General features: G+C 52.2%; 16 protein-coding genes. 9 read left to right on the top strand and 7 right to left on the bottom strand.

Annotated elements, in window-relative coordinates; all coding sequences use genetic code 11:
• Nucleotides 1–8: 8 nt before the first annotated feature.
• Both H8B13_RS05375 and H8B13_RS05370 read right to left on the bottom strand, forming a co-directional pair.
• Nucleotides 9–2,462, bottom strand: a complete 2,454-nt coding sequence (locus tag H8B13_RS05375; protein WP_187309812.1) for a polysaccharide biosynthesis tyrosine autokinase — start codon at nt 2,460–2,462, stop codon at nt 9–11.
• 55 nt (nt 2,463–2,517) lie between these two features.
• Complete coding sequence (locus tag H8B13_RS05370; RefSeq protein ID WP_187309811.1) at nt 2,518–3,438, bottom strand: polysaccharide biosynthesis/export family protein; 921 nt, start codon at nt 3,436–3,438, stop codon at nt 2,518–2,520.
• A gap of 234 nt (nt 3,439–3,672) precedes the next feature.
• Here H8B13_RS05370 and H8B13_RS05365 point away from each other — a divergent pair, with 234 nt between their 5' ends.
• The 4 genes from H8B13_RS05365 to hpf all read left to right on the top strand — a co-directional run bounded on the left by H8B13_RS05365 (nt 3,673) and on the right by hpf (nt 6,513).
• The gene (locus H8B13_RS05365) at nt 3,673–4,812 is read left to right on the top strand and encodes an acyl-CoA dehydrogenase (protein ID WP_187309810.1); all 1,140 of its coding nucleotides are present in this window, start codon (nt 3,673–3,675) and stop codon (nt 4,810–4,812) included.
• A 132-nt stretch (nt 4,813–4,944) separates the two neighbouring features.
• Entirely contained in the window at nt 4,945–5,139 is a 195-nt protein-coding gene (rpsU, locus tag H8B13_RS05360) for a 30S ribosomal protein S21 (protein ID WP_084445790.1), read from the top strand.
• A gap of 138 nt (nt 5,140–5,277) precedes the next feature.
• On the top strand, nt 5,278–6,165 hold the full coding sequence (locus H8B13_RS05355; RefSeq protein WP_187309809.1) for a tyrosine-type recombinase/integrase: 888 nt from the start codon (nt 5,278–5,280) through the stop codon (nt 6,163–6,165).
• Nucleotides 6,166–6,213: 48 nt separating this feature from the next.
• Nucleotides 6,214–6,513 carry a ribosome hibernation-promoting factor, HPF/YfiA family gene (gene hpf / locus H8B13_RS05350; protein ID WP_187309808.1) on the top strand — a complete coding sequence of 100 codons (300 nt, stop codon included), beginning with the start codon at nt 6,214–6,216 and terminating at the stop codon, nt 6,511–6,513.
• A gap of 80 nt (nt 6,514–6,593) precedes the next feature.
• Here the strand turns inward: hpf and metK are convergent, their stop codons facing one another.
• Nucleotides 6,594–7,853 (bottom strand): methionine adenosyltransferase, encoded by a 1,260-nt coding sequence (gene metK / locus H8B13_RS05345; protein ID WP_187309807.1) that lies wholly within the window; start codon nt 7,851–7,853, stop codon nt 6,594–6,596.
• A 203-nt stretch (nt 7,854–8,056) separates the two neighbouring features.
• Between metK and H8B13_RS05340 the strand changes: the two genes are divergently transcribed.
• Nucleotides 8,057–8,887: a phosphatase PAP2 family protein gene (locus H8B13_RS05340; protein WP_187309806.1), complete on the top strand. Its 831-nt coding sequence runs from the start codon at nt 8,057–8,059 to the stop codon at nt 8,885–8,887.
• A gap of 75 nt (nt 8,888–8,962) precedes the next feature.
• Here H8B13_RS05340 and H8B13_RS05335 read toward each other — a convergent pair whose 3' ends face one another.
• The 3 genes from H8B13_RS05335 to H8B13_RS05325 all read right to left on the bottom strand — a co-directional run bounded on the left by H8B13_RS05335 (nt 8,963) and on the right by H8B13_RS05325 (nt 13,835).
• Nucleotides 8,963–11,443 (bottom strand): prolyl oligopeptidase family serine peptidase, encoded by a 2,481-nt coding sequence (locus H8B13_RS05335; protein ID WP_187309805.1) that lies wholly within the window; start codon nt 11,441–11,443, stop codon nt 8,963–8,965.
• Nucleotides 11,444–11,543: 100 nt separating this feature from the next.
• Nucleotides 11,544–12,008, bottom strand: coding sequence for a GNAT family N-acetyltransferase (locus H8B13_RS05330; protein WP_187309804.1), 465 nt, complete (start codon nt 12,006–12,008; stop codon nt 11,544–11,546).
• Between the two features lie 141 nt (nt 12,009–12,149).
• Nucleotides 12,150–13,835, bottom strand: coding sequence for an amidase (locus tag H8B13_RS05325; RefSeq protein ID WP_315985108.1), 1,686 nt, complete (start codon nt 13,833–13,835; stop codon nt 12,150–12,152).
• Nucleotides 13,836–13,985: 150 nt separating this feature from the next.
• Here H8B13_RS05325 and H8B13_RS05320 point away from each other — a divergent pair, with 150 nt between their 5' ends.
• Nucleotides 13,986–15,374, top strand: a complete 1,389-nt coding sequence (locus H8B13_RS05320; protein ID WP_187309803.1) for a PQQ-dependent sugar dehydrogenase — start codon at nt 13,986–13,988, stop codon at nt 15,372–15,374.
• 2 nt (nt 15,375–15,376) lie between these two features.
• Here H8B13_RS05320 and H8B13_RS05315 read toward each other — a convergent pair whose 3' ends face one another.
• Nucleotides 15,377–16,378 carry a cation diffusion facilitator family transporter gene (locus H8B13_RS05315; RefSeq protein ID WP_187309802.1) on the bottom strand — a complete coding sequence of 334 codons (1,002 nt, stop codon included), beginning with the start codon at nt 16,376–16,378 and terminating at the stop codon, nt 15,377–15,379.
• Nucleotides 16,379–16,564: 186 nt separating this feature from the next.
• Here H8B13_RS05315 and H8B13_RS05310 point away from each other — a divergent pair, with 186 nt between their 5' ends.
• The 3 genes from H8B13_RS05310 to H8B13_RS05300 all read left to right on the top strand — a co-directional run bounded on the left by H8B13_RS05310 (nt 16,565) and on the right by H8B13_RS05300 (nt 21,290).
• Complete coding sequence (locus tag H8B13_RS05310; RefSeq protein WP_187310295.1) at nt 16,565–17,917, top strand: Nramp family divalent metal transporter; 1,353 nt, start codon at nt 16,565–16,567, stop codon at nt 17,915–17,917.
• A gap of 108 nt (nt 17,918–18,025) precedes the next feature.
• Complete coding sequence (locus tag H8B13_RS05305) at nt 18,026–20,335, top strand: TonB-dependent receptor (RefSeq protein WP_187309801.1); 2,310 nt, start codon at nt 18,026–18,028, stop codon at nt 20,333–20,335.
• A gap of 109 nt (nt 20,336–20,444) precedes the next feature.
• Nucleotides 20,445–21,290 (top strand): transporter, encoded by an 846-nt coding sequence (locus H8B13_RS05300; protein WP_187309800.1) that lies wholly within the window; start codon nt 20,445–20,447, stop codon nt 21,288–21,290.
• The last annotated feature ends 85 nt before the right edge of the window (nt 21,291–21,375 follow it).

Genomic DNA, 21,375 nt, shown 5'->3' with positions numbered 1-21,375 from the left:
AGTTGATTTCAGGAAATACGCTGCTTCAGGCGGCTAATAACTCCTTTGGGAGGTGTCGGCTCGTCGTAGTAGCCTTGACCATAGCCATACCCATAGCCATACCCATACCCAGCTAGGCCGGCAGCACTAGCGTCATTTAGAATAGTGCTGAGGCGAGTAAAGTTATTAGTCCGCATGAGCTTATTGATATTCTTCAGGAATGCTTTTTTGGAATATCCTGCTCGCACAATGTAAAGCGGAATATCAGCCTTACGCATAATCAGAATACCATCGGTTACTAATCCGACAGGCGGCGTATCAATCAGAATCACATCATAATGCTGATGTAATTCAGCCAGCAATTCGTCGAACTTAGGGTTTAGGATAAGTTCCGACGGATTTGGTGGTGTGGGACCAGCCGAGATAAAATCCAGCATTGGAATATCAGTATGTTGAATGCATTCCTCCACAGTGTGCTTCTCAATCAGAATAGTGCTGATGCCCCGTACATTCTCAGTACCGAAAGCCAGATTCACTTTTGGCTTTCGCATATCAAGGTCTAGGATGATAACCCGCTGCTCTGACAAAGCAATAATGCCCCCCAGATTCACTGTTACGAAAGTTTTACCCTCACCTGACACGGTTGATGTAACCGATATAATGCGCTTCTTTCGCGCTGACCCTATAAAATCCAGATTCGTACGGATAGAGCGGATCGATTCGGAAATAGCAGATTTAGGATTTTTGTCCACAACCAGCTTCGACACTGTCATCTTTTCCTTGTCGTAAGTTGGAATCACGCCGAGCAACGCCGCTGAGGTCATACGCTCCAATTCCCGCGTATTTGTTACTGTATCATGCAAGAAGTAGCGGACTGCAATTAATCCGAGTCCTAGCACAAGGCCTCCCGCCAAACCAATGGCATAAACCATGGCGCGCACCGGTGAAATAGGCGCGCTTGGTAAGCTGGCAGGCGAAAGAATCTGAAAATCGGCCGTTGTACCAGCCTGGCCAAGTCTAAATTCTAAGTCCTTGTTTATCAGATTTACATAAGTTTTCTCGTACAATTCGAAAGGGCGTTGCAACCTAGCCTGTTGCGTAGCCTTCTGCGGCAATGCATCAAGTTTAGCATTCAGTTCATCCCGCTGACGGTTCATTTTCTCAACCTGTTCTTGCAGAAGAACTTTATTCTGTTCTAGAAGCCGACGTATTGTGTTTCTCGTAAAATCTAGCTGAACACGCCGCTGTTTAACAGCTTCAGTCGTTTCTTTATAAGAACGCAAAACCCGACGAATCTCCCACTGCTGATTATTTAAAGCCTCTATCTCTTGCGTTAAGCGACTGTCGGCCAGTTCTGCCAGCCCTGGTATACTTTGCGCCACTGTCGAATCCTCATTTGCAGTCAGCTGATCCTGTTCTACTAAACTGGAAAGATCTGCCAGCAAACCTTGCCTTTGTATCAATTCTTGGCGTTTCTCTTCCTGGGCAAGGATTGTACTATTTACAGTTGCCGCATCAGCACGTACATCGTACGTCCGGTTTTCACGCGCAAATGACTGCAGGTTATCTTCTGCTAACTGCAATTTATTATTGAAGGCGTCGGCCTGTTCGCTTAAAAACTGTAGGCTTTGATCTGAGGCCTTTTTCTTTTGAGCTAGCTTTTCCTGTAAATAAACTGTGTCGATCTTATTGACTATATCCTGAGCCTTTGATGGATTGAAATCTTTGAAAGAAATCTGGACGGTGTTGGCCTCTGGATTAACAATTTCAACAGCCAGATTTGTGTTCAAATAGTTATTTAGTGTGCCTTCATCCAGAATAATAAAATAAAATTGTGCGTCAAGTGCATTCGCGTCGAAGTAATTTTCATGAATAATTAATCGCAAATCCAGACCAGCAAGATAAATTAGTTGGCCGATGGTATATACACCGCTTACTTCTTGCTCACCTTCTAAATAGCTAAGTCGAAATCGCGTAGGACTACTGAAATTAACGCTGAACTTTCGATTGTAAAAAGCCGAATTTTTAATATTATATGTCACTTTAAAAGGCGACCTAGTATACAACTCTGATTCTAATACAGTACCTTCAATATAGTAATTAACGTCGAGCGCTAAGGAGTCTTTCAGCCTACGATAGATCAGATTTGACTTAATGAGTTCTACTTCACCCGATAAATTAGCTCCGGGTCGGCGCTTTTCTACTGCTCCTCCGGCACTTAATCCCAACAAACCTGCTTCTGTCTTCTCGTCAATCTTCAAAACAGAGGATGACTGATACACAGGCTTTGTATAACGCAAAAACAGCCATGCGCCCGTCAGACCTAAAGCAATAAGCAAGGCAATCCAAGGCAAGCTTTTGCGGGCTACCTGAAGCAGGGTGGTAATGTCTAACCCATCGCCAGCATCCTCTTTTTCTTCTGCTTCCATACCACCCGCGTTGCGGATCATCTCTTCCAGCTCAGTTTCTTCTTTCGCCGCCATCAGGGCATTCTATTGGTTGAAGGGAACAAGCTTATCGTCAACAGGAAAAGCAAGCTTAATTATTATATACTCTTGTTATAATATACAGAGTACTAAGGACGCTTATAAGGCTAGTCACTAGCCCAAATACTGGACCAGCATCTGCTAATGCCTCGTAAAACGGCCGTCTTAGAGGCTCAACATAAACTATGTCGTTGGGTTCCACCTGTAAATTAGCGCGACGCATTCCTTCAAACGTAGACAGATCAATAACTTGTATCTGCGGGTTCTTCAAATCTCCCCGAATGAGGCGGATGTTGGTCGTACGGCCTACTCGATTACCACCTGTTCCTATTGCCCCGCCATCAATGCCCCCGGCAATGGCTAAAACCTCAATCAAGTTCATATTATCATTTGTCATCGAGATGACCTGACCACCAGTGCCCCCAACAGCACCAAGCACGATAATACGATTATTAGTAACCCGCGTCACGACGAAAGGCTGCTCATAGTACTGACTATATGCTACTTGCAACACACTATCAGCCTCTAGAAGAGTGTAGCCACTTAGCTTTACGTTCTCTACCATTGGCAGCTTTACTATGCCATCGTCTTGTACAAGGAACTCAGAACCACCACTTGTGGTACCACCAGAGCCTTGTTGAACTGCCGTAGTGCGTGTACCAGCTCCCGGCCGAGTTGTGGCACCTCTTAGCCCGCCAGGGTTGCCAAATGGCAGTTCACCATTAGGATCTAATATTCGCTCGCCCTTATTAGTGTATACCCGAACATCGAGGTAATCATTGGCCTGGATGATGTAGTTACGTTCCGTCCTATTTATGGTCGTGCGCAGCCTAGTAGTGTCGACTGTGGTACCCTCTAAACGAAATAGTACATTTTGGCGGTATACCTTTGATGTCGTACAGGAAAACGACATCAGAAACGATAAGCTTAGCAACCCAATGGATAGCAAGCGGCGAAATATGGGATGTAGCATGCGGGCCAAAAAAGCCAGAGACAGATGAAATAGTGCCCGGGGAATAGCCAAGTACTAGCTTAATTTCTCCCGATAAACCTTCAAAGTAACCGAATTAGCACACCCTTTCAAAATCGGGGCTAGATACCTGTCTGTGGAAATCAACTTCTCTTGAAGCAAAGTGCTACTTTCGCGAACCCAAAACTGGCACTTGCTGGTTATGCCATTACCACCCACCCAAATCACTTCCCACCCATGGAATTAGTAGCTACCGAGAACCAAACAATGATTGCCCAGATGGTGCGCGACTTTGGCGCCACCCACATCAAACCGCGCATGATGCAGTGGGATGAAAGCCAAGAGTTTCCTATCGACGTGTTCAAGCAGCTAGGTGATTTGGGCCTGATGGGAGTGCTGGTGCCGCAAGAATATGGTGGCTCCGGCTTTGGCTACGTTGAATATGTGACTGCTATAGCTGAGCTAGCCAAGATTGATGGCAGCATCGGTTTGTCGATGGCAGCACATAACTCTCTTTGCACAGGCCACATTCTGCAATTTGGCTCAGAGGAGCAGAAGCGCAGGTGGCTGCCGAAGCTAGCTTCGGCTGAGTGGATTGGCGCTTGGGGCTTGACGGAACCCAACACAGGATCTGACGCTGGTAATATGCGTACAGTGGCTGTTGAAGATGGTGACTTTTACGTGCTTAACGGAGCGAAGAACTTCATCACCCACGGTAAAAGCAGCAACATCGCCGTAGTTATTGCCCGCACTGGCGAGGTAGGTGACTCGCATGGTATGACAGCGTTCGTAATTGAAAAGCCTACCGAGGGCTTTACGCACGGTCGTAAGGAAGACAAGTTAGGTATGCGTGCTTCTGAGACAACTGAGCTAATTTTCACTGACTGCCGCGTACCAAAGGAGAATATTCTGGGCGAAGTAGGTGAAGGGTTTATTCAATCGATGAAAGTGCTTGATGGGGGGCGAATTTCTATCGCAGCCCTCAGTCTGGGTATTGCACAGGGGGCTTTTGAGGCGGCTACGCAATATTCTAAGGAGCGTCATCAGTTCAACCAGCCTATTTCCAACTTTCAGGGTATTGCATTCAAGTTAGCTGATATGGCTACTGAGATCGAAGCCGCGGCATTGCTAACCTACCGGGCTGCTGACATGAAAGACCGTGGTTTAAATGTAACGCAGGAATCGGCTATGGCTAAGCTCTATGCGTCGGAGGTATGTGTACGGGCTGCTAATGAAGGTGTGCAGATTTTTGGCGGCTACGGTTACACCAAGGATTATCCGGCGGAGAAATATTACCGCGACTCCAAGCTTTGCACCATCGGTGAGGGCACTTCCGAAATTCAAAAGCTGGTTATTGCCCGCACGCTCCTGAAATAGGCTTTATTGGCTCTATTCTTTCGGGGGCTCAAATAGCTATTGATTAGGAATCTGCGTAAGCATTTTTAAATCTTCAAAAGATGTGATTATCTTTGCCCCCCTTAATAGAAAGTTTTCAACTCCACTGCATATATGATCATCGTTCAAATCAAAGACAACGAGTCGGTTGACCGGGCTCTGAAGCGTTTCAAGAAAAAATTCGAGCGCACGGGTGTGCTGAAGGAATTGCGTCGTCGTACGTTCTTCCAGAAGCCTTCTATCACGAAGCGGAAACAGAGAGAGAAAGCTGTGTACAAGCAGACCATGTACGCTACTGAGAATTACTAGCGTTTAGCTTACAAAGCTTTTCGTGACAACCGGCTGATTTGCTTACTTAAGCGAATTAGCCGGTTTTTTCGCGTCCAAAAATTCCGATTTAAATTCTTACATTGGATAATTGCCCCCCCAGTGGCTGAACTCCTGCGTATGAATTTGTTTTTCGACTATCTGCGGTTTGAGCGGCGCTTCAGCCCGCACACCGTAATTTCTTACCAAACTGATCTTCGGCAGTTCTCTGAGTACCTGCTCGCTACTTATGAGTTGCCAGAGCCGGCTCAGGCCGACCATACCCTTATTCGTTCCTGGATAGTGGAGCTGATGCAGCAGCAGCGCGACCCACGCACGGTGAATCGTAAAATTGCTTGCCTCCGCTCCTACTACAAGTACTTATTGCGCACGGGCGCTATTCAGCGCAATCCGATGCTGCGCATTACTTCGCCCAAAACGGCCAAAAAGCTTCCCGACTTTGTACCAGAGGATACGCTGAATGGCTTACTCAACAGCTTTGAGTTTGCTGATTCATTTGTTGGCTCCCGCGATCAGCTTATTCTGGAATTGCTCTACGGTACTGGTATTCGCCTTTCGGAGCTAATAGGTATTCGTCACGACGATATCAGCTTGGCAGGTCGTACGGTGCGCGTAACGGGCAAAGGCAACAAACAACGGGTAGTGCCTCTCAATCCGACGCTTCTTATAGCGCTGGAAAGCTATATAGCGCGTAAGCAGGCTGAATTTGCTTCCCCCGACAACGCCCGCGGTTTTCTCCTCGTTACAGATAAGCTAGAGCCCCTGTACGAAAAGCTTGTGTATCGCACCGTGAAGCAGTATTTGAGCCAGATAACCACCGCTTCGTCGCAGCAGCACCCGCACGTGCTGCGGCACTCGTTTGCTACGCACCTACTCAGTAAGGGTGCCGACCTGAACGCTATTAAAGAGTTGCTAGGTCATGCGAATCTGGCAGCGACTCAGGTGTATACCCACTTGTCCATCGACAAGCTCAAATCCGTCTTTGACAAAGCCCATCCAAAGGCTTAAGTAACTAGTTGAGTGTTTTCCTTTCTATTTACCAAACCCCTATTTCCGATGAAAGTACAGATGCATTCGGTGCATTTCACCGCCGACCAGAGCCTACTTGATTTCATCCAGAAGCGTCTCGATAAGCTCGAAACCTTCTACGACCGTGTAACCGAAGGCGAGGTTATCATGAAGCTGAACAATAAGGACGGTATTGATAATAAGACCGTTGAGCTCAAAGTGCTAGTGCCTGGCAGTACGCTGTTCAGCCAAGCAGATGCGGCCACTTTTGAAGCGGCCACCGACGAGGCGGCTGAAGGGCTACGTCGTCAGATAAAAAGACATAAAGAGAAATTGACCAGCCACTAAGGCTAACTAGGATACAACATAAGGGCGCCCTTCCATCGAGGAAGGGCGCCCTTATTATTTAAAGCAAATGCCTAGTTGGTTTACAGACCAAACTCAGCTTTGATCTTATCTACGTAATCTAGTTTTTCCCAGGTAAAGGTCTCATATGTGCGAGTTTCGCCGTTGGCGAGCGTCACTTTAGTAGTGCCAGCTTCGCGGCCCATGTGGCCATACGCTGCCGTTTCGCCAAAAATGGGGTTCTGCAGACCGAAACGCTGTACGATAGCGAACGGACGCATATCGAACAGTTTGTTCACCTTATCGGCAATTTCACCATCGGTAAGCAAGCCATTGCTGCCGTTGGCTTTGGTAGTCCCGTACGTAGTCACGTAAAGGCCAACTGGCTGGGCTACTCCAATAGCGTAAGCTACCTGTACCAGCACTTGATCAGCTACGCCAGCGGCTACCAGGTTTTTGGCGATATGACGAGCAGCATACGCTGCTGAACGGTCAACTTTGGAGGAATCTTTACCCGAAAAAGCCCCCCCGCCGTGCGCACCTTTGCCGCCGTAGGTATCCACAATGATCTTGCGGCCGGTTAAGCCAGAGTCGCCGTGAGGACCGCCAATAACGAATTTGCCGGTGGGGTTGATGTGATAGGTAATCTGGTCGGTAAAGAGCTTTTGGACATCGGCGCTTAGGCCAGCTTTCACACGGGGAATCAGAATGTTGCGGATATCTTCCGAAATGCACTTCAGCATGCCCGCTTCCGACTCGTCGAAGTCATCGTGCTGGGTGCTGACCACGATAGTATCAATGGCTTCGGGGGTGTTGTCGTCGGCGTAGCGAATGGTTACCTGCGACTTAGCATCGGGGCGCAGATACGTCATTTCCTTGCCGTCCTTGCGGATAGCGGCTAACTCACGCAACAAACGATGCGACAGATCCAGCGCCAGCGGCATATAGTTGTCGGTTTCGCGTGTTGCGTAGCCAAACATCATTCCTTGGTCGCCGGCACCTTGCTCCTCGGGGCTTTGGCGCTCTACCCCTTGGTTGATGTCGGGAGACTGCTCGTGCAAGGCCGACAGGATACCACAGCTTTCTGCTTCAAACTTATACTCAGCCTTTGTATAGCCGATGCGTCGAATAACGTTGCGGGCAACTGACTGCACATCTACGTAAGCCTTAGATTTCACTTCACCGGCTACTACTACTAAGCCAGTGGTTACCAGCGTCTCGCAAGCAACTTTAGAATCAGGATCCTGACGAAGAAACTCGTCAAGAATGGCATCAGAGATTTGATCGGCAACTTTATCGGGATGGCCTTCCGAAACAGACTCGGAAGTGAACAAGTAGGACATCAGTGTCGGGATAGAATGTCGTCGGTAAAAAAGAAACTTAGCCGTGCGCCAAGAGGCGCGGAAGGCCGCAAAGCTAAGGGAAAATGATGAAGGAAATAATTAACCTAAAAAGCCCCCCAGCCTCAATTACTAACAGGTGAGGCACCAACTTTTACTTTAAACCTGCGTTTGGGTAGCCAATCATCCATTTTACCTGACTTTCCATGAATAATATTGTTCGTTCATTTTTTATCTTTCTAACGCTGTCAGTAGCAGTGCCAGGCTTCGGTCAGCAACGCTCACCTTACCGTACCGACTTCGGCATTGACGCGCCTATTACGGGTGCTTTGATAATAGGAACGGCCATTGGGCTAAATGGAATGCAGAAAAAAGATGGCATAAGCGACGGTGAAGCCTTTGCCCTGCGCCGGGATGATGTAAATCGATTTGACCGGTTTGCAGCGGGTTATTATAGTGAAAACGCTAAGCGCATCAGTGACTATCCATTCTATGGCTCACTGGCAGCTCCGGTAGCGCTGTTCCTGCTTGACCGGGATATGAGCAAGAAGTTCGGGCAGTTGGGCGCACTCTATATTCAAACTCTAGCTGTAACGGGTACCTTATTTACTTCTACTGTGGCTTTGACAGAACGTAGCCGTCCCTTGGCCTACAATGCTAGCCTCGACATAGATCAGCGTAGCAACCGCAATTCTACCAATTCATTTTTTGCGGGTCATACGGCCGCTACAGCTACAGCTACCTTTTTCATGGCCAAAGTATTCAACGACTTTCACCCCAACTCCCAAGCCCGGCCGTATGTGTGGGCCGCCGCTGCGGCTGTACCTGCTACCGTGGGCTACCTGCGCTTACGCGCCGGCAAGCACTTCCTTTCCGACAACCTTATTGGCTACGCGGTAGGTGCCGGGGCGGGCATATTGGTGCCGCACTTGCACAAAGTGAACCGTAGCGGCAAAGGCTTTTCGCTATTGCCATTGCAAGGCTTCACCCCAAATGGGTATTCATACAGTGGTTTCTCGCTGACGCGGCAATTGTAGGAGTCTTGCATCATACAAGCACAAAAAAGCCCCCTAGACCAGATCTGGTCTAGGGGGCTTTTTTGTGCTTGTAGATTATTGTCCGCCAGTACTGGTACCCGTACCACCTGGCGTGGTTGATTTCAGATTGGTGTTAAATAGCTTAAGAATGCGCTTGTACTCATCGGTCCAAGAGCTAGGCTCCACAAAGCCGTGGTCTTCCACGGGGTAGACAGCGAGTTCCCAGTTCTCTTTCTTCAACTCAATAAGGCGCTGGGTGAGGCGCACAATGTCCTGAAAGTGCACGTTGGTATCAACCATGCCGTGACACATGAGCAGAGCGCCTTTCAGGCCTTCGGCGTGGTAAATGGGCGACGACCGGGCGTAGGCGATGGAATCGTTGTAGGGCTCATTGAGGATGTTGTCGGTGTAGCCGTGGTTGTAGTGGGCCCAGTCGGTAACGGAGCGTAATGCAGCGCCGGCTTTAAATACTTCGGGCTCCGTGAACATGGCCATAAGGGTAATGAAGCCCCCATACGAGCCACCATAAATACCAATCCGCTGAGGACTGATACCATACTTCTCCGTAAGCAGCTTCGCGCCATCCACGTGATCGGACAGGTCCTTGCCACCCATAAAGCGGTAAATGCCCGTGCGCACATCGCGGCCGTAGCCGCTCGAGCCGCGGTAGTCAATGTCAAGCACGGTGTAGCCTTGGTCGGCCAGCAGGTTATGGAACATGTACTCGCGTGAGTATTGGCTCCACCATTTGTGTGCATTCTGCAAATAGCCGGCGCCATGCACAAAAATCACGGCTGGACCCTCGACTACGGCATTAACTGGCCGATAGAGGCGGGCGTACACATCGGCGCCGTCGCGGGCTTTGATGGTGATGACTTCCGGGTCGCGCCAGGCGTAGCTTTTGAACTCCGTGGTGAGTGAGTTGGTAAGCTGGCGCATTTTGGCCCCCGGCTTATTGTCCATCACAAATAACTCCCAGGGCTTATTGGAGTAGCTATAGCGCACGGCCAAGGTCTTCTCATTGGGCGAGACAGTGACTTCATAAGCGCCGGGGAGCGTTGTAATCTGCGTCATTTGCCCCCCAGATACCGGCATGCGGTAGAAATGCTGCTCGCCAGGATGTGTTTTGTTGGCAGAGAGATACCACGTCTTCTTATCCCGCGAAAGCTCGGCTTTTTGAATCTCGAACTTACCGCTGGTCAAAGCTTTACGCTGCTGATTCGTTACGTCAACAGTATACAGGTGTGAGTAGCCACTTTCCTCACTTTGAAACCACACACGCTTGTTATCTGGCAGCCAGCCCACATTGCCTGCTCCGTAGCCAATACCAGGGCCGTTGATCCAGGCCTCGTCGCGCTGACGGTCAAGGAGAATGATTTTCTGGGTGCTTGGGTCGAGCCCCACAATCCAGCGGTCTTTGTTGTCGGCGGAGCGCATCACGAGGAAGGCCCGCTCGCCGTTGTCGGACCAAAACGGGCCAAATGGAGCCACGCGGCGCAATTCTGTAGCGGGCTTTTCGGCTTTCTTAGCCGTGGCTTTCGTTGAATCAGCTGTCGTCGGGGCTTTGGCCTTCAACTGGTATTCTTTGCGATAAGCGGGCATTTCGTCCAAGCCCTTCAAATCGCGGTAGCCCAGCACAAACGTGGTATCACGGCCGATGTCATAAATACCCAACTCCATTGCGGTTTGGGGCGCGCCTACCTTGGTACGCGTAGACAAGTCCTCTGTAAAGCCCGAAGCCGTTACGAAATTGGGCACAATGGCTACTTTTTCGCTGCCTGGCTCCTGCACCAGCGAATACGTCACAAAGCGTCCATCGGGGCTGAGCTGGAGGTTACGTACCGTTTTGAGGCCCAAGTAAATGGCCTTCGGACGCAGTTTATTCAGGGCTTTTTGCACACGCTGCCGATCCTGCTGATCCTTATCGCGCTGCTGAATCACTTGGAATAACGCCAGCTGCTGAGCCTTCAGATACTTTTCCGACTGATCGGTGGGCGAGCCTTTTGCGGGGTTGTTGCCTTTGCGAAAATCGGTGCGCTGCACTGTTTCGCCATTGGTTGGGTTCCAGGTAAATAAATTCCCCCCCCGCGTGTAGCTCACCAACTGGCCTTGCAGCGCAAAAGCCGCATCTGACTCCCTTTCAGCCGTGCTAGTCACGCGCCGAGCCTTGTTAGTTTTTAAGTCAAGCAAGTAAATATCGCCGTCCTTCTCATATACTTTGCGGGTGAACTTCTGGTCGTACACACCCGTGTTGGGGGGCAAATTTAGCTGGTCGCGGAAGCTGATTTTGCGGGGCGTACCACCGCTGGGCGCTACTGCATACAGCGAATCGCGCCGGTTTTTGTCGGGGTTCCAGTTGAAGTAGATGCGTTTGCCATCTTCTCCCCAATAAATATTTGAAGGAGCCGTACCAATCCACTGCGCTGGGTCGCGCATGATTTTCTCGACCGTAAGCGGGCCGAGCGAAGCCGCCGGCGCAGCGGTGGGAGTTTGAGCAAAAGCAGCAGAAACTGGCCCCAACAAAGCCAGCGCCCGCACGACGAACGAAACGCGCATCAGGTAGTTAAGAAAGATGAAACATGAAAGCCTACCGCAAAATACGCAAGCCCGCGGCAAGGACAGGCGCGAACCATTAAGTCAGTGATCATTGCTGTACCTAGTGGCTGGTCGGTACGCCGTACGGATTCGCGAAGCGTATCTCCAAAAACCGCTCAGGTTCGGCCAGGGGGCTAAATCCAAACTGGGTATAGAGTGTGTGCGCATCCAGCGTGGCTAGTAGATGTCGCCTCTGTCCCTGCAAATCGGAATGAGCCCACACGCACTCCATCAGCCACTTGGATAAGCCATGACCCCGAAACTCAGGCAGCACAAATACGTCGCAGAGCCAGGTAAATGTCGCGCGATCGGTGACGACGCGGGCGAAGCCAGCCTGGCAGCCATCGGGAGCGTACAAGCCAAAGTTGAGCGAGTTGTGAATAGCTCGATCCAATAGTTCGCGGGGCATATTGCGGGCCCAGTACGAGTCATTGGCCAGAAAACTATGGATAACGGCCAAGTCCAGGCGGGCGGGATCTGTGGAGATGAAGTAGCCGTCGGCGCGTTGGTGAAGGCTGGATGGCATTTTCTCTAACTGGTAAGGTTAATTATTAGGGGGTCATGCAGAGCAACGCGAAGCATCTCGCTCGCGGCCGTTTGGTTAATACTCTCACATCAGCACGCGAGATGCTTCGCGTTGCTCTGCATGACGGGCTTTGAAACATCACTAAAAGTTAAGCGAGGGATGTTTTTCATCAAAATCCGTCGCATCCTGATAGGCTTTGACTAGCGCTAGCAGTTTGGCTTCCTCAAAAAGCTGCCCCCCAAAAGTAATGGTACTGGGCAGGCCGTTGGGGCGGAAACCATTGGGCACTACCACCGCTGGATGGCCGGTGAGGTTGGTAATAACTAAGTTAGGTCCCCCAAAAGAAGGTGCCACATACGCATCAAAGCCTTGTAAGCGCTTATCTACCTCTTCGATTAGCTGGCGCCGAACCCGCTGGGCCTGGATATATTCCACGGCCGGAATAAAGCGAGATGTTCGAAAGGAATTTGGCCAGGCATTACGGCCCTGATTCACCATCATGGCATCGCGGCCCGAACGGGTGAGTTCATCGAAGGCAGCGGCGCCCTCAGCATTAAGTACGAATGTCAATTCTCCAGCAGGCAGGTTGTGTAAATCGAGCGGCACTAGTTGCACGCCGAGTTTGCGCAGAGCTTCCAGCGAAGCCTGGTCGTTGGCTTTGGTGGGGTAGTCACGGTCGAAATCAGCTTTCAGATAGCCTACACGCATCTTTTTGATGTCAGTATCAAATGCGTACTTAAAGCCGGCGGGTATCATAGTAGTGGCAGGGTCGCGGGCGTCGGCGCCTACGAGGGCAGCAAATACCAAGGCGCAATCTTCGGCTGAGCGCGCCAGGGGGCCTACTTTGTCCATGCTCCAGCTAAGGGCCATTGCCCCGGCCCGACTTATGCGCCCATACGACGACCGCAAACCCGTGACGCCGCAGGCCGTGCTGGGACTCACAATCGAGCCCAGCGTCTCAGTGCCAATAGCGTACGGCACCAGCCCCGCTCCTACTGCCGATGCGGAACCGGCCGAAGAGCCACTACTGCCTTGCGTAATGTTCCAGGGCGAGCGGGTTTTGCCCCCGTACCACACGTCGCCCATGGCCAACTCACCCAACGTGAATTTGGCTACCAAAACGCCCCCCGCCTCGCGCAAACGCGTAACTACGGCCGCATCCTCGTCCAGCATCTGGTCTTTGTAGGGCACCGATCCCCAAGTGGTTTTGTAGGTTTTGGTGCTGAATAAATCTTTGACGCCGAACGGAATACCATGCAATGGACCACGGTATTTGCCGGCTTTAATTTCTTTATCGGCCTGCTGGGCCTGCTGTAAGGCCAACTCCTCGGTCAGGGTAGTGACACAGAGCAGCTTGGGGTCGTATTTTTTGAGGCGAGCCAGGAAAAAACGGGTCAGCTCCTCGGAGGAAATCTGCTTGGTGCGCACCAGCTCGCTGAGTTGCCGCACGGTATAGAAAGCCAGATCGTCGCGGTTGGCTGGCAGCTTTATTTTGGCTGTGGGGGGCAATTTTCCAAAGTCGTTGCTGGCTTTAGGCATCATAGTTTGGCGCAGGCGCAGCGGTATGGGGTCGAAGACGAGCGTGGGCGCCACACTGTTGGGCAGCTTCACCTTACGCAGCTGCTCATAGTCTTTGCGGTTGTCTTCGAGGTCGCGGCGCGTGGAGTCGAGTTGAGCGTCGGTAAAATTCAGGCCCAACAAGCCCTGCGCAGCCTGAAGCATAGGAACTGTGATGGGGGGCAAATCGGCGGCAGGGCGGGGCAACATGGCACCCGCGCCAAAGCTGACAGCACCAATTGCCAGCAAGGGCAGTATTTTTTTCATCATCTTAAAGAAGAGTGGGTAGGCGAAGAAGGAGACGGGAAAGTACGGGAGAAATAAAATTAATCCCTCGTAGGGCAATACTAAGCTAATCCGAATGTGTTATTCATTCGTTAGTCTCTGTACACTGTTCAGCTTCAGCTATTTATTCAAGCTATGAAAACCTTCGCCGCTTCGCTTTTGCTGGTCAGCAGTTTGCTAACTACCGCTGTCTCCGCCCAGACCATCACGTTTCCGGTCGGCAGTACCACGATATCGGCCACACCGCTGGCTACCGGGCTTGACATTCCGTGGGAGCTGGTTTGGGGGCCGGATGATTTTATCTGGATGACCGAGCGCGGTGGCCGAATTAGTCGTGTGAACCCAACCACGGGGCAGGTGCTGCCCTTGCTGAATGTGCCCGATGTGGCGCCCACCGGCGAAAGCGGCCTACTGGGTATGGTGCTCCACCCAGATTTTGCTACCACCTCGCCTTACCTCTATATCGTATACAATTACAACGATAACGGACTGAAAGAAAAGGTAGTACGCTATACCTACAATGCTGCTACCACGTCGCTTAGCGCCCCATTGGTGCTGCTGGGCAATATTATCTCCACCACAACTCACAGCGGTTCCCGCCTGCTCATCCTCCCCGACCGTACCTTGCTCATGACTACCGGCGATGCCCAGCTTCGCTCTGACTCGCAGAATCCGGCCTCACTCAATGGCAAGATTTTGCGGATGAACCTGGATGGCAGCATTCCCTCCGACAATCCTACGTCGGGCAGTCGGGTGTATACGCTGGGCCACCGTAATGCGCAGGGTTTGGTGCGGTTACCGTCGGGCCGTATTTACAGCTCGGAGCACGGGGAGAATTCTGATGATGAACTAAACCTGATAGAGTCGGGCCGCAACTATGGCTGGCCCAACGTTCCCGGCAAATGCGACCAAACGGATGAAACGGCTTTTTGCGCCGCCAATAATGTTCGCCAGCCTCTTTTCATCTGGACCCCTACGTTGGCCGTAGCTGGGCTGACTTATTACGACTCACCAGCTATTCCGGAGTGGCGCGGCAGCCTGCTGATGGCAACGTTGAAGGCTTCCAGGCTGGTGCAGCTTCCGCTCAATGCTGCCGGCGACGCCATTTCAACGATAACTCCATCGGAGTTCTTGATAAACAGATATGGGCGCTTGCGGGCTTTGTGCGTTTCGCCGGCCGGCCGCGTATATGTGGCTACCAGCAACGGTAGTGGCAACGACCAGATTGTGACGCTGGAAAACCGGGGGTTTGTGCTTAGTACCAAATCCGAAGCGCGCAATGCGGCGCTGGGCCTTTGGCCAAATCCGGCACGTCAGACGGTAGCAGTACGCTTGCCAACTGCACCCACGTCGGCTACTTCCGCTACTATTCATGATGCGCTAGGGCGCGTGGTGCGTACGGCCAAATTTGCCCCCCAGCAAGCAGAACTGAATTTAAGCTTGGCGGGATTACGGGCTGGCGTATATGTAGTGCAGGTACGCAACGCGACGGAGCAATACGCGCGGCGACTGATAATTGAGTAACTCTATTGTGCTTGCTCTGCTACCAGCTGGTGCCGCTCGTTCTTCACGGCATTGGTCAGTGTCCAGCCAATTTCCTGGCTAAACGGATGCTGGCGCACCGGGCACTCCGACATGTGGCAGTGGGCGCAGGCAGTAGCAGTGCAGGGGTCGGCGTGCACAAACATCTCCACATCTACATCGAAGCGCTGGCGAATGAGGGCTTCGATGTCGTTCAGCTCATTATGAATTTCATCGAGGCTGAAGTAGTACGGCATGGTCATGTGGCAGTCGATGTGGAGGTTAGCGCCATAGCGCAGCACGCGCAAGTTGTGCACATCAATCCAGGCCGGGCGGCGAAACTGCTGTAGCTCGCCGATTACCTCCCGCACAATTTCCACGTCCGATTCATCCATAAGGCCGCCCACCGATCGGCGCACCATGCGCAGGCCATTCACCACAATAAAGCCCCCCAGCAGCAAAGCCGCGCCCGCATCGAACAGTACGTTGCCGGTAGCGGCCACCAGCAACAAGGCTACACAGGACACAATGGTACTTACCGCATCAAGATAGAGGTGTTGCCCATCGCCTACCAAAGCCACCGATTTAAGCTTACGGCCGGACTTAATCAGCAGAAAACCCACGGCTAAGTTGGCCAAGGCCGTAATGCCGAGCAAGGCCATACCTAAGTCGGGGCGCGCAACGGCGTGTGGTTCCAGGAAGGCCAGCGTGGCGCTATAGAAAATATAAACGCCGGCAATCAGGATCAAGGCACCCTCAAACCCCACCGACAGATACTCTACTTTGCCGTGGCCGTAAGGGTGGTTTTCATCCTTGGGTAAGCCCGACAAATACAGACTATACAGCGCAAACCCGCTGGTAAACACGTTGATAATGGATTCTAGCGCGTCGGTGAGTACGGCTTGGGAGGCCGTGAGCATATAGGCGTAGAACTTCACGGCTACCAGCACGGCACTCACTATAAGCGACAGTATGCCAAGGCGTAGCTTAGATTCAGAAAGCGTCATAGGGGGGTGAACACGAAAGCGGGGGCAAAAGTCCATTAAAAAATCTACTTAGCCTGCGTACGAAACATTTTAACCGAAAATCAGTAGTTAAGGTAAATTGAAAAATAAATTTAGATTAGCCTAAAAATAGCGTACTTTGTGAATAACTCTTCTACTCATACAGTGTCTCAACCTGTTAAGGACTTTATAGAAACGCCCCCTAAGCCTCCTGTTTCCGAGCATCCAGGCTGGCGGCAGGCTCGTCATGCGCCTTCTTTGCAGGAAGTATATGCGAGCATAAAGGTGCCGGCTCATGATGCTTCTTTCTGGCGTAAGGTGTTCGCTTTCTGGGGGCCAGGCCTTATGGTGGCGGTGGGCTACATGGACCCCGGCAACTGGGCCACCGATATTGCCGGTGGTTCCCGGTATGGGTACACGCTGCTATCAGTTATCCTGATTTCCAATTTGTTTGCCATGCTGCTTCAACATCTGGCGGCCAAGTTGGGAATCGTGACGGGCCGCGACTTGGCGCAGGCCTGCCGCGACCACTATTCCAAACCTGTGGCGATGGTGCTGTGGGTGCTCTGCGAAATTGCCATTGCCGCCTGCGACCTGGCAGAGGTTATCGGATCGGCCATTGCTTTGAATCTGCTGTTTGGGTTACCGCTGCCGTGGGGCGTGGTACTTACCATTCTGGATGTGTTGGTCGTGCTTTATTTCCAGAACAAAGGTTTCCGCATTATCGAGAGCATTGTGGCGGGCCTGATTGTGGTGATTTTTGGCTGCTTTCTGTATGAAATTATCGCCTCTAATCCTGATTGGTTGGGTATTGCCGCCGGCTTGGTACCTCAGACGAGAGTGGTTACGGATCCCGGTATGCTCTATATCGCCATTGGTATATTGGGCGCTACGGTGATGCCGCACAACCTGTATCTGCACTCCAGCATCGTGCAAACCCGCGCCATCGAGCAGACGGAGCAAGGCAAGCGCATGGCCATCAAGTTTGCTACCATCGACTCTACGGTGGCGCTGTTTCTGGCATTTTTCGTGAATGCGGCCATTCTGGTAACCGCTGCGGCTGCTTTTCACCGCAATGGTTATTTCAACGTGGCCGATATCAACGATGCGCATAAGTTGCTGGCGCCGGTGCTGGGCGCAGGCGCAGCCAGCGTATTGTTTGCAGTGGCTTTGCTGGCCTCCGGCCAAAACTCAACTTTGACCGGCACCTTGGCAGGGCAAATCGTGATGGAAGGCTTCCTGCACATTCGCCTGAAGCCTTGGATGCGCCGCCTCATAACCCGCGCTATTGCTGTAATCCCGGCACTCATTGTCACCATTCTGTATGGAGAGAAAGGAACGGGTGAGCTGCTGGTACTTAGCCAGGTTATCCTGTCGCTACAGTTAAGCTTCGCGGTGGTGCCGCTGGTGCTTTTTACGGGCAGTAAGCTCAAAATGGGCGTATTCACCAACTCACCGTTGGTCAAGGTACTTGCCTGGACCGTTTCGGCTATTATCATCACGCTGAACGCTTATCTGCTGTTCGAGATGTTTTTGGGCTAACATTCAAGCGCAGCTGCTCCAATAGTAGCTGCGCTTTTTTCGCTTGACAGATTTAGACTAACCTAAATAAAAATTATTACCCGATCTAAACTTTTTTTCGATTTAGCCATGAAACACTTCTTCCTGCTGATTTTCAGTTGCCTGCTTACTCTCGCAGCAATGGCACAGTCGGGCAAGGTGCGCGGCCGGATACGAGCGGAAGGCAAGCCAGTGCCTTTTGCGAGCGTCGGGGTGAAAGGCACCACATTGGGTGCCACGGCCATGGAAGACGGCATATTTATTCTCGACAATTTGCCCCCCGGCAACCACCGCTTAGCTATCAGTGCTATCGGGTATACCGCTACTGAGCGGGCGGTGAGCGTAGCAAGTGGGCAAACGAGTAATCTAAACGTAACGCTGCAAGCCAGCACCGGGCAAGAGCTGGGCGAGGTGGTCGTATCGGGCACATTGCATCCCGTATCGCGGCTGGAGTCGGCGGTACCGGTGGAGGTGTACAACCCCACTTATTTTAAGAAGAACCCCACGCCTTCCGTATTTGAAGCCTTGCAGACGGTAAACGGGGTACGGCCTCAGCTCAACTGCAACATCTGCAACACCGGCGATATCCACATCAATGGCCTGGAAGGCCCTTATACCATGGTGCTCCTGGATGGCATGCCCATCGTGAGCGGTCTGAGCACGGTGTATGGCCTGACGGGTATTCCGAATAGCCTCGTGGAGCGCATTGAGGTGGTGAAAGGACCGGCGTCTACGCTCTACGGCTCCGAAGCGGTGGGCGGCGTTATCAACATTATTACCCGCGACCCGGAAAAAGCCCCCCAGGTGTCGGCCGATGCCTTTAGCACGGGTTGGGGCGAGCACAACGTCGATCTGGCGCTGAAGACGCGGGGGGGCAAGGTTACTTCTTTGCTCGGGGCCAATGGATTCGTTTACGACTCGCCCCGCGATGCCAATGGCGACGGCTTCACCGACATTGCCCTGGCCAAGCGCATTTCGGTATTTGACAAGCTAACGCTGGCCCGGCCCGAAAACCGGGTGGCTTCGCTGGCGGCTCGCTACTTATACGAAGACCGCTGGGGCGGACAGATGCAGTGGTCGCCGGAGTTTCGGGGCGGCGACAGCCTCTATGCGGAGTCTATTTATACGAGTCGGGCCGAGATAATCAGTGCATATCAATTGCCTATCCGGGGGCCGCAGGTGATGCTGAGCACGTCGCTGAACACGCATAATCAAAACTCCGTGTATGGTACTACGGTGTACAAGGCGCAGCAGAACATTGCCTTCGGTCAGCTTACCGCCGCTCACACCACCGGCCACCATCATCTGCTACTCGGCTCGGCGCTACGCTTCACACACTTCGACGACAACACGCCCGCCACGGCCACCGGCGACACGCTGGCTTCCCAAAATGCCCCCCAGCGTATCTGGCTGCCGGGTATTTTCGTGCAGGATGAGCTGCGCTTTAACTCCAAGCACACGCTGCTACTGGGTTTGCGCTACGATTATAACTCGTACCACGGCAGCATTTTTACCCCCCGCCTCAACTATAAGTTTTCGCCCAACGACCGCCAGACATTCCGGCTGAGTATGGGCAATGGCTACCGGGTGGTAAACGTGTTTACAGAGGACCACGCTGCTCTCACCGGCGCCCGCACCGTGATTATCCGCAACTCTTTGCGGCCCGAGCGCAGCTACAACGCCAACCTGAACTACCAGCGTCTGTTACCGATCGGGCAGAGCTTATTGAGCTTCGATGCCAGCGCTTTCTACACTTATTTCACCAATAAGATTACGCCCGATTATACCTCTGACCCCACGCTGCTTATTTATGACAACCTGCGCGGGCACGCCGTGTCGCGGGGCATCACGCTGAATGCTGACCTGACGTTTGGCTTTCCACTGACTGCCATTCTGGGGGTTACGGCGCTGGATGTGTACCAGGTCAACGCCGAAGCTAATGGCCAGACGCAGAAGCAGCGACAGCTACTTACGGAGCGCATATCGGGTACATTTGCGCTGAGCTACCGCTTTGCGGAGGCGGGCCTGAGCGTAGATTATACGGGCAACGTGTACGGGCCCATGCGCTTGCCTTTGCTGGGGCCGCTAGACCCACGGCCGGCTTCGTCGCCCGCGTTCAGCATTCAGAACATTCAGGTAACAAAGCGGCTGGGCGACAAGCTGGAAGTATACGGCGGTGTAAAAAACCTCCTCAACTTCCGCCCTACTTCCGCAGCCATTGCCCGCGCCTTCGATCCTTTCGACAAGCAAGTGCAGTTTGACGCTGCCGGACAGCCCATCGCTACCACCGATAACCCGAATGCCCTAACGTTCGACCCGAGCTACGTGTACGCTTCCAACCAAGGTATTCGAGGATTTCTAGGGTTGCGGTACACGGTGTTCAAAGGGCGACATGAGTAGTTCAGTCAAGTTAGAGTATTCGCCTAGCAGAATATATATGGGCAGCATCTTATCTATTGATTCTGCGTAATGAGGCCGGCTCCGGGTTGGTGCTTGACTTTTAAAGCAAATGACGAAGCTCTACTGGCTACTATTGGCTTTGTTGCCCTTGGCTGCGGCACAGGCTCAAGATCCTGAAAAAGGGACCAAGATGGATGGGTACTCGCTGTTTCGGCCGGTGCCCCGCGACTCTATGCGTGAGCTACACCCCGACCGGCCGGGGATTACGGAGAGCCCATTTACCATTGACCCAGGCCATTTTCAGGTGGAAGGTGATTTTTTGCGTCTCCTCACCGGCCGCATTGAGGGAGAACGGCATCGGACGTGGCGGGTGGCGCCACTTGTGCTCAAAGTTGGGCTTACTGATCAAACCGACTTTCAGGTAGCACTCGAGTCTTACACTATAGAAAAGGAATGGCCGCAAAATGAGCCCCAGCAACGCCACAGCGGCTTCGGTGACGTAACCTTACGCCTGAAGCGCAACCTCATTGGCGATGATGATGAAACTCGTGTTGCGATGGCCGTTACTGGATTTGTACGCCTACCCACGGGAGGAAGCGAAGGCGTGGGGGGCTCAGAAATGGGTATTGTCGTGCCCATCAATTATCATTTGGCCGAAAACTGGGAGCTAACAACTCAACTGGAAGGAGACCGCGCCTACGACCGCGAAGACAAACAACACTATTTCCAGTTTGTGCCTGGCATCACGACTGAGCACACATTTACGGATGCGCTGGGCGTGTATGGAGAAGTTGTAGGTCGTTGGAATGCCCGCAAAAACGAATGGCAGGCCACCTTTAACCTTGGCCCAGAAATTAAGGTGGGCGAAAACATCCAGTTCGATATGGGTGCACTACTTCCCCTCACCTCTAATACGGAACGCGAGTTTTTCGTGGGTATCACGGTCAGAATATAGTGCTGACAGTTCAAGCCTCTTACAGCAAAAAACGGCGGACGCATCTACAGATGCATCCGCCGTTTTTTGCTGTAAGAGGCTACTG

Origin of the sequence: Hymenobacter sp. BT188 (genome assembly GCF_014333585.1) — a bacterium.
In the GTDB taxonomy this organism is placed as follows: Bacteria; Bacteroidota; Bacteroidia; order Cytophagales; family Hymenobacteraceae; genus Hymenobacter.
Note: the sequence above shows the minus strand (reverse complement) of the source record. Positions and strands in the feature narration are given on the sequence as shown.